This window comes from Dactylosporangium sp. NPDC049525, from assembly GCF_040676755.1.
Classification (GTDB): domain Bacteria; phylum Actinomycetota; class Actinomycetes; order Mycobacteriales; family Micromonosporaceae; genus Dactylosporangium.
Window position 1 is genome coordinate 1 of the sequence record NZ_JBFAPO010000143.1, and the last position, 3,313, is coordinate 3,313.

A 3,313-nucleotide genomic window follows, 5' to 3' on the forward strand; every position below is an offset into this window, starting at 1 on the left:
GCGACTCTGCAATCCAGCGCGGCCAGCTCAATCCCGACAGCCGGCACTTCGGAGAAGCCACTTCCCGGACCCGCCAGAACCCACTCTAGAACACCACTCCTGGCCGCCTCTTGACATAGAGGGGTGCCATGAGCGAGCGCCGCTGCTGCGGTTCGACGTACCGAACTCGCCGCAACGAAGCGTGACGATCTCTGAGTCGGCCGCCGCGCGAGACCTGCGGCAGATCCGGACGTCCGGGACGGCCGGGTCACTGCGGCCTTCCGATCTCAGATCCGGGTCATGGCGGAGGCGTAGCCGCCTCCGTCGGGGTAGTTCCATTCGCCGGTGACTGTGGTGTCGTCGGCGCTGAACGTGCCCTCGTAGTAGGCCGGGCTGCCTTTCGCCCCGGCCCAGATGGTCAGTTTGTCGCCGACGAGTTCGTAGACGTAGTCGAATGTGTTGCCGGCCGCGTCGTAAAACCGCGACACCACGTCGGCGCCGGCCGGCTCACCGAACGGGTGTAGGTTGCCGATGACTTCCAGCCCGGTGACGGCTTGGCCGAACTGGCTCAGTTCGACGTGCTGAAGCAGGAAGAACCGGCCGGCCATCCACTCGTACCGCACGGTTCCCTCGGCGCCGCCGGTCACCGACCAGGTGCCGACCAGACGGTCCAGGGCGGTCAGTTCGGCGCTCGGCTGGGTGTTCTCAGACATCGTGTCCTCCTCGGTGGGTGCGTGCCGGTACCTCGGCGGCGACGTCCGGGCTTTGACATCGACGCGATGTGACCCAGGTCACCCAGCCTGAGCGTCAAGGTTCGCGGTGCGGCCACGAGGTAGCGGCAAGTACCCACCACGGAGGAAGTCATGGCCACCACCGCCGCCACCGTTCCCGCCGTCCGCCGCTCGTCCGACCGGCTGCTCCTCGCCGGCAGCCTCGCCGGACCGGTCTTCTTCGCTTCGGCCGTGACGCAGATGCTCACCCGGGACGGCTACGACATCACGCGGCACCCGATCAGCCAGCTGGCCACCGGAGGTCTCGGCTGGATCCAGATCACCACGTTCGTGCTCGCCGGCCTCGGCGGGATCGCCCTCGCCGTCGGTGTCCGACGCGCGCTCACCGAGGGCACCGGTCGGCGAGTGCTGCCGATCTTCGTCGGGATCTTCGGTGCCGGGCTCGTCGCGGCGGGGGTGTTCACCATGGATCCGGAGTACGGCTTCCCGGTAGGGACTTCTGACGGGCCGGTCGGCGAGATGTCCTGGCACAGCGTCGCGCACTCGGCGGCGGCCGCAATCGCCTTCACCGCGCTGGCTGCCGCCGCCATCGTGCTGGCCATTCGTCAGGCCCGCCGTCGGGCTGCCCTGCCGGCGGTGTTGAACGGCCTCGCTGCGCTCATCCTGCTGATGCCGATGTCGCCGAGTCACATGAGCATCCAGATCGCCGTGAACGGCCTGGTCGCCTTCACCTGGACGACGGCCGTCGCCGTCTCCCTGCGCCGTTCGAGCTGGGCGGCGTAGCGTGATCCGAGCCCTGCGAGCACGAGGATGACCATGAAGTATCTGCTGCTCAGCTACACGCCGGCCGCCGCCTGGGACGCCGCGACCGCCGACACCCCGTCCGAGGAGGCGCTGGCCGCGTTCGCCGCGTACCAGCGGTTCGAACAGGAGCTGATCGAGACCGGCGAGTTCGTCAGCAGCGAGGGACTCGGTCACCCGGCGGTCAGTACCACGATCCGCAAGACCCCGACCGGCGTGATGGCCACCGACGGCCCGTTCGTCGAGCTCAAGGAGGTCCTGGCCAGCTTCGCGGTGATCGACGTGGGCAGTCACGAGCGCGCCGTCGAGATCGTCTCGCGAATGGTCGAAGTTCTGGGCGAGCCGATGGAGATCCGGCCGATCATGGGCGCGGACTTCGCGGCGTGACCCCCGCATCCAGCGTCGCCGGACGGCGACAGACCGGGAGGGAATACAAACGGCGGTACCGGCGTGACGCCTGACATCGAGGACCTGCTACGCACCGAGGCACCGCAGGTCCTCGGCGCGCTGGTGCGGCGCTTCGGCCAATTCGACACCGCCGAGGATGCGGTGCAGGAAGCGCTGCTCGTCGCGAGCCGGGCGTGGCCGACGGACGGCGTGCCGGAGAACCCGCGCAGCTGGCTGATCCGGATCGGGTATCGGCGGATGGTCGACCTGCTCCGCACCGACGAGGCCCGACGCCGCCGCGAACGGCACGCCGGCATGAGCGAGCTGGCGATGCAGGACCCGGCCCGACGGGCGCGCCCCGCGCCGGAAACCGACGACAGTCTCACGCTCCTGCTGCTGTGCTGCCACCCCGCGCTGAGCCCCACCTCTCAGGTGGCGCTCACCCTGCGCGCGGTTGGCGGCCTGACAACCACGGAGATCGCACACGCCTACGGGACGGCCGAGAACACCATGGGCGCCCGGATCAGCCGCGCCAAACAGCACCTGGCTCGTGCCGGCGCCCGGTTCACCCCGCCGACCAACGCCGACCGCGACAGCCGGATGAACGCCGTCATGCAGGTGCTCTACCTGATCTTCAACGAGGGCTACACCGCCTCCACCGGAGACGAACTCGCCCGCGTGGACCTGACCCGCGAGGCGATCCGGCTGACCCGCATGCTCCGCGACTCCCTGCCGGACGACCCCGAGGTGACCGGGCTGCTCGCCCTGATGCTGCTGACCGAGTCGCGGCGCGCTGCCCGCACCGACGGCGACGAGCTGGTGCCGCTGGACGAGCAGGACCGGACCCGGTGGGATATCGGGCTTATCCGCGAGGGCACCGAGCTGATCGACAGCGCCTGGCGGCGGCGCGAGGTCGGCACGTACCAGCTACAGGCGGCGATCGCGGCCGTCCACGCCGCGGCCGCGTCGCCGGACCGGACGGACTGGCCACAGATCGCGGCACTGTACCTGGGTCTCGAACGGCTCAAGCCGACCGCGGTGGTACGGCTGAGCCGGGTGGTCGCAGTCGCGCACGCGTACGGGCCAGCCCGGGGGCTTGCCCTGCTCGACGACCTCAACCGGGGCTACCATCTGGACGAGGAACCGCTGACCCGGCAACGCGAACGCGCCGTTCGCGCACATCTGCTCGAGATGACCGGTGACACGGCCGGCGCGGCGGCGCGGTACCGCGAAGCAGCCGCCCTGACCCAGAACCAAGTCGAACAGCGGTACCTCCAACGCCGAGCCCACCGTCTCAGCTGACGATCGTCGGCCGGCATCCGCTCATCGGCTACTTATCTAATTGGCGGTACGACCGCAGCCCGGCCAGGCTTGGTCGAGGTGATCGGCGGGGTAGCTCTCACATTCGGCTGCCC

At 69.6% G+C, this 3,313-nt stretch carries 4 protein-coding genes; 3 read left to right on the top strand and 1 reads right to left on the bottom strand.

Annotated features, from left to right (window positions below; all coding sequences use genetic code 11):
• Positions 1-266 precede the first annotated feature (266 nt).
• Complete coding sequence (locus AB0K00_RS57600) at positions 267-692, bottom strand: hypothetical protein (protein WP_363540175.1); 426 nt, start codon at positions 690-692, stop codon at positions 267-269.
• A 150-nt stretch (positions 693-842) separates the two neighbouring features.
• On the opposite strand from AB0K00_RS57600, the gene AB0K00_RS57605 reads away from it, so the two are divergent.
• From AB0K00_RS57605 to AB0K00_RS57615, 3 genes are all read left to right on the top strand, one after another.
• A complete protein-coding gene (locus AB0K00_RS57605; RefSeq protein WP_363540177.1) occupies positions 843-1,493 on the top strand; it encodes a DUF998 domain-containing protein in 651 nt (216 codons plus the stop codon).
• A 33-nt stretch (positions 1,494-1,526) separates the two neighbouring features.
• Complete coding sequence (locus tag AB0K00_RS57610) at positions 1,527-1,898, top strand: YciI family protein (RefSeq protein WP_363540179.1); 372 nt, start codon at positions 1,527-1,529, stop codon at positions 1,896-1,898.
• A gap of 63 nt (positions 1,899-1,961) precedes the next feature.
• The gene (locus AB0K00_RS57615) at positions 1,962-3,200 is read left to right on the top strand and encodes a sigma-70 family RNA polymerase sigma factor (protein ID WP_363540181.1); all 1,239 of its coding nucleotides are present in this window, start codon (positions 1,962-1,964) and stop codon (positions 3,198-3,200) included.
• The last annotated feature ends 113 nt before the right edge of the window (positions 3,201-3,313 follow it).

Bases quoted from the DNA above. Each gene is read 5' to 3' on its own strand.
- AB0K00_RS57600 (WP_363540175.1), bottom strand. From the start codon at position 692: ATGTCTGAGAACACCCAGCCGAGCGCCGAACTGACCGCCCTGGACCGT.
- AB0K00_RS57605 (WP_363540177.1), top strand. From the start codon at position 843: ATGGCCACCACCGCCGCCACCGTTCCCGCCGTCCGCCGCTCGTCCGAC.
- AB0K00_RS57610 (WP_363540179.1), top strand. From the start codon at position 1,527: ATGAAGTATCTGCTGCTCAGCTACACGCCGGCCGCCGCCTGGGACGCC.